The sequence below is a fragment of the Moorena sp. SIO1F2 genome (assembly GCF_010672755.1).
Classification (GTDB): Bacteria; Cyanobacteriota; Cyanobacteriia; order Cyanobacteriales; family Coleofasciculaceae; genus Moorena.
Genome location: NZ_JAAHFV010000464.1, coordinates 1 through 4337, shown reverse-complemented (window position 1 = coordinate 4337; position 4337 = coordinate 1). Strand labels below are relative to the sequence as shown.

Annotated in this window: 4 protein-coding genes; 1 reads left to right on the top strand and 3 read right to left on the bottom strand. The window is 42.4% G+C overall.

Translation table 11 applies throughout. The features are described from left to right. Nucleotides 1–11: 11 nt before the first annotated feature. Complete coding sequence (locus F6J94_RS30950) at nucleotides 12–332, top strand: YccF domain-containing protein (RefSeq protein ID WP_367142297.1); 321 nt, start codon at nucleotides 12–14, stop codon at nucleotides 330–332. A gap of 484 nt (nucleotides 333–816) precedes the next feature. Here the strand turns inward: F6J94_RS30950 and F6J94_RS30945 are convergent, their stop codons facing one another. The 3 genes from F6J94_RS30945 to F6J94_RS30935 all read right to left on the bottom strand — a co-directional run bounded on the left by F6J94_RS30945 (nucleotide 817) and on the right by F6J94_RS30935 (nucleotide 3990). Continuing rightward, entirely contained in the window at nucleotides 817–3243 is a 2427-nt protein-coding gene (locus F6J94_RS30945; RefSeq protein WP_293047276.1) for a CHAT domain-containing protein, read from the bottom strand. Beyond that, nucleotides 3203–3535 (bottom strand): hypothetical protein, encoded by a 333-nt coding sequence (locus F6J94_RS30940; protein WP_293047274.1) that lies wholly within the window; start codon nucleotides 3533–3535, stop codon nucleotides 3203–3205. Before F6J94_RS30940 ends, F6J94_RS30945 begins: the two co-directional genes overlap by 41 nt. 191 nt (nucleotides 3536–3726) lie before the next feature. Beyond that, nucleotides 3727–3990: a hypothetical protein gene (locus F6J94_RS30935; protein ID WP_293047272.1), complete on the bottom strand. Its 264-nt coding sequence runs from the start codon at nucleotides 3988–3990 to the stop codon at nucleotides 3727–3729. Between the last annotated feature and the right edge of the window lie 347 nt (nucleotides 3991–4337).

The following is a 4337-nucleotide window of genomic DNA, read 5'->3' as shown; positions in this document are numbered from 1 at the left end:
TCTTACGGTAAATTCAAACCACTCGCTATTGCATCAAGACAGGGATTTGTCTGACTATTATTGGCATCCCCTTTGGAATACAGGCTATCAAGCTGGGCATCGCTACTCTGGCACCATTTGGCAGAACGATTGAGGAAACGTCAGACGCTGGTAGCCTCCTCAATAGGATTTTTAACATTATCTGGCTGCTCGTCTTTGGCTGGGAGATTGCCGTTGCTCATTTGGTCTCAGGGCTAATTTTAGCTATTACAATTATTGGCCTTCCCTTTGCCCAACAGCATTTTAAATTAATTCCCCTGTCTCTATTTCCCTTCGGTAGAGAATTGCGCTAAATTTTATAGTCAATACTTTTGTATTTATGGATAACACAGTTTTATTTGGTATGGGCACTTTGCAGGAGTGGCTAACAGTATTAGGTTATGCATCCTTAATTGCTTTTGTTTTTTGGCGCGTGATGCTCACAAAGCCGAAGTGATAGCTATTGATATACTATCGCAAAGGGAACAGGGAACAGGGAATAGGGAACAGGGAACAAAAATTATCACAATTCATTTAGCTTGTAGGGTGGGCAAAAACAGTTTGGTTCAAAAGAGTATTCTAGATAATATTACTTTGCCCACCCTACTTTAATTGGTATTTTTTTTACTACAAGATCGCGAACGCATTACAATATTGCGATCGCGTAGCGGCTCTAAAAGAGCATCGCACTATAAGGTACACAAGATTTCTTCCCGATTCCCGATTCCCGATTCCCGATTCCCGATTCCCGATTCCCGATTCCCTACTCCCTACTCCCTACTCCCTACACCCTACTCCTCACAACCAATTTCCCAGCAAAATAAAAGCCGACCAGTACAAGGGATGATTAAATGCCTCGCTCTGCAACAGCTCCTGTTGAGCAAGACGCAGAGCTTCAGCCTTGGTAACCTTGCCTGTGGCTAACCTCTGATAGAAGCGAGTCATTAACTCTGTAGTGGCAAGATCGTCCACAGTCCATAGACTGGCAAGGGTACTGCGTGCCCCCCCACGCACGGCGATACCAGCCAATCCCAAAGCGGCTCGGGAGTCTCCTTTGGCTGTCTGACAAGCACTGAGGACGAGTAATTCAATCGGATTTTCTTGCTTTTGATCGGTTCTGATCAGAGTATTTAACTCATTGAGATTGATCACGTCATCCCAGGTCAGCAGAAACGTTTCTTCAGCTACTGAACTAAATTCACCATGAGTTGCTAGATGAACCACTTTGTAACTAGAGGTATTAACTTCTGTATTGAAGTTGGATTCAGTAAAGGATTCATTGAGTAGAATCAATGAGGGAACTTGAGCCTTGATATTCTCTAATTCCACCTTCACTCCAGGAAGTGCTCCTAATTGGGGACGATGGGGACGAACTTCCGTCACTCCAGCACTCAGAACCGAAACGTTTTGTCTGACATTGGCTTGAGAGTCGATTAGTTGTAAACTAGGTGCTACCGCAATACTATATTTCTCGATCAAATGGTCTTCCCCGTCATAAAGCACAGACATGGGAAGATCACGCAGAGCCCCATCTGGTATAAATACTAGAGTGCGGATGTTACTCTTGGCTAGTTCGGTTTCAATGGAGCCGATTAACCAGTCGTGTATTGTTTGTAAGTTGTCCTTTCTCAGGACTCGCCAAGGGCTAGTAATATTTATCTTTACCGAAGCCAGTTGTTGTTCTATTTCTGTTTGAGGTAAGTTAGTAGTAATCTGGCGCAGGGGTTGTCCGGGCAAAGTTACAATTACTTCCAAGCGGTCTGGCAAGATAATGGTATAGAAGATAGCAGCGTTAGGATCTATTTCGTCGATATTAACGGGTTTAGCATCTAAACAAGCATCCCGAAAGAAGTTATCTAGTTCTGCGAGTTGTAGGGATTCAATCACATCTCGTGCTTGTTTGAGGTTTTCTTGAGATGCATTGGGTTCTAGGAGTAGTGCTACTAATTCTCGGTAGACTGGTTCGACGCTTTCGCGAAACTCAAACTGAAGATCGCTACTAATCGCGACTAGGTCACTACGGATAGATTGGAGGGTTTGCACCGATTGAGCATAGGCCGCGTTCGCGTTTTTTTTATCCTGTTTTAGATTCAGAATTCTGCCCAGTTGCCATTGCCATTGATAAGCTAAATCCGGAGCCTGGATTTCTTGAGCAATCAGTAAGGCTTTTTCCGTCAAGTCTTGGGCTTCATCAAGACGTTGATTGTATTCGTATAAGGTTCCCAAGTTACCTAGGGCTTCAGCTTCGGCTCGTTTATCTCCTAAATTCCTAGCTAGCTTAATAGCATCGGCGAGATAAGTAGCTAGTTCCTTGGGAGATGTGAGTTGTGATGTTGTCGGTTTTAATAGGGTTTTGGCTAGATTAATTCTAGCATTGATAGCGGTCTTACTGGGAGATAATTTAGTTAAGGTATTTTCGATAGCTGGCAATAACTCTCTGGCTTGTGACCACTCTTGTTGAGCTATTACTATACTCAGTTGATTTAATTGCCCTTGAATCTTAAGATCTGCTAGGGGAGATTCAAGGACAACCCGTTGATAGAAATCTATTGCCTCTGCTGTGTCTCCTTTTAATCTAGCGGTATTGCCTAAACTGAGCAGATTGTCAGCAATCAAGGTCTGATCTCGTAAGTTTTCCGCTATGGCTAAACTTTGTTGTAAAATTGCTTGAGATTCCTTGAATTTTCCTACTCGGCGCAGCACATCACCTAGGTATTGGAGGGCGGTACTTTTGAGTTGGCTATCCGGTTGGTCTTGGATAGTTTCCTGGATTTGAGTTAAGGTTTTAGTAGCTTGATTATACAACCCTAATACTCGTAAGGCTTGGACTTGGTAAATCTGACTTTCTGTTAATTTAGTTAAGTCTCCGATATCTTGGTAGATAGCACTCGTTTGCTGCCAAGTGGATAAGGCTTTCTCCCCCTGACCTAGAGATAAGTAGACTTGTCCTTGAACTTCTAATATTTGGGCTTGTAATTGTTGATGTTCTGTAGTATTATCAAGTTTGTATAGTTTGGTTAAACTCTGGGATAGTGTTTCTTTCGCTTGGTCTAGGTCTCCCAAGGTTTGATAAACTAAAGCGAGATTGACTAAGGAATTAATTTCACCAATAAAGTCGCCACTGTTGCTGTAGTTACTAATCATTTGCTCCAACAACGGGATAGCCTCTTGGTATTGACCTGTTTCATAGAGGTGTTGGGCTTGTTGGTCTAGGGAATCGGGAATCGGGAATCGGGAATCGGGAATCGGGAATTGGGAATCGGGTGTGATGACAACAGAATTTGATAAGGCTTTCCCGGATGGCAGGAAGCAGGTTAATGCGATGGCAATTAAAAATGATAGTTTTTTCATAATAATTAAGGGAATTTAGAATGAAGAATGAAGAATGAAGAATGAAGAATTGATAATTTATAATCGGTAATCGGTAATCGGTAATCGGTAATCGGTAATCGGTAATCGGGAAGATTTCAAAGTAATAATAGTTGATTAGTTTAGTACTTAAATTTATAGTTATCATTAATTTTTTTTTTACTGGATAAATGCATTTATTGAAATTAATAATAAAGAGGTCTTTCAGGAAATCAGCTTCACAAAAAACTTTACTTTATATAGCATTTAGTTGGGATGTAAACATAGGATTTATGGAAAAAGCGCTGCTCCCAATTCTCAATTCTTCATTCTCAATTCTTCATTCTCAATTCTTCATTCTCAATTCCCTCTTCCCACATGACAATCAAGATTGGGCAATATCTGCTCAACAGGAGTTCCGTTAAACGGTTGCGCAGTCAGAATAATCGTGCCATCCTTTGCTATTACCCAGCCTTGGGCTTCGATAATCACTTTTTTGTCTTGACGGGGTCTAACTGTTCGCGTAGCGTGGCCAAAGGCCTTGGGTTGCTGTGGTAATGGTTTTCTAGTGTTGGCTAACCCAGGACGAGTTCGCCACCTGACTGTTCTGTGGGCATTAATCACTGGATCTTCTGGAGTTGGTGGTAAACCGCCTTTGCCAGTAATAATAAAGGAACTGCCCCCAGCAATCCGATTATTTTCAAACGCACAAATGTCATTAGCCAGGATAGCTTCTGCATCGAGATACTCTTGAACCGGGATAAATCGGGATAAACCCGGATAAGACGGTCAAGGTGCAATTTATTATTGCCTGAGTGAGGAGTGGTAGTCAGCAATTGGAGTTAAGCCTCCCACTCATCTGTCTAGGCTTTCCTGGCATCTCGACCAGGAGTTGCTTGAAAGCCCGAGTTTTGCTATGTTTGGAGTCAAGCCATCCAAGCTCAACTGCATCTAGCAGACTCAGTCCCATA